1 protein-coding gene is annotated in these 637 nt (G+C 41.0%); it reads right to left on the bottom strand.

Annotation, left to right across the window (positions count from 1 at the left end; all coding sequences use genetic code 11):
- On the bottom strand, positions 1–637 hold a 637-nt coding region (locus ABP870_RS10625), incomplete at both ends, for an IS30 family transposase (protein ID WP_350015310.1).

Genomic DNA, 637 nt, shown 5'->3' with positions numbered 1-637 from the left:
CACAATCAAACGTTATAGATTTGAACAGATGCTTCGGAAATTGTGACAACCAGCGATTAAGGGAGCGTTCAATATCACTGGCTTTTCGTCCATCAGTTTGAAGAGTGATAATCGCTTTAGATTGTTTCTCTACAAGTGTGATAACAGCGCTCTTATGATTCTTACCTACAATCGTATCGCCTTCAAGATGACCAAATTCACTGTCAAAATCTGGAAATAGCTTCGCACGTTCGCGAATATCTCTACGAAAAGCCTGCTTCCCTCGCGTTTCTTTCTTGCCGTTTGGTTTTCGTTTACCTTTCCAAGGCAAGTCCTCTTTGTCAAAAATACCACGATCAGCCAAACGATAGAGTGTTCGCATCGAACAGGGGATGGTATCGGGATAAGTTCCCTTAATGACGTCAAGACTCCAATCATGTTCTAAATGCTTTTGAATAAAGGCCTTTACGGGTTTTGTCAGCCGTGTTTTATGGCGACCACAACATTTTTTATTGGCTTTGTAGTGCTCATAGTAGTCACAGACTGAATGTCCTGCTTTAAGGAAATTGATGACCTTATAAATGGTCTGTTTTGATCGTCCTAGAGATTCAATGATAGCACTAACTTTCCTGCCTTCTTGGTAGTAAGCCTCTATCAT

The organism is Streptococcus jiangjianxini, from assembly GCF_040225085.1.
Taxonomy (GTDB): Bacteria; Bacillota; Bacilli; order Lactobacillales; family Streptococcaceae; genus Streptococcus; species Streptococcus jiangjianxini.
Note: the sequence above shows the minus strand (reverse complement) of the source record. Positions and strands in the feature narration are given on the sequence as shown.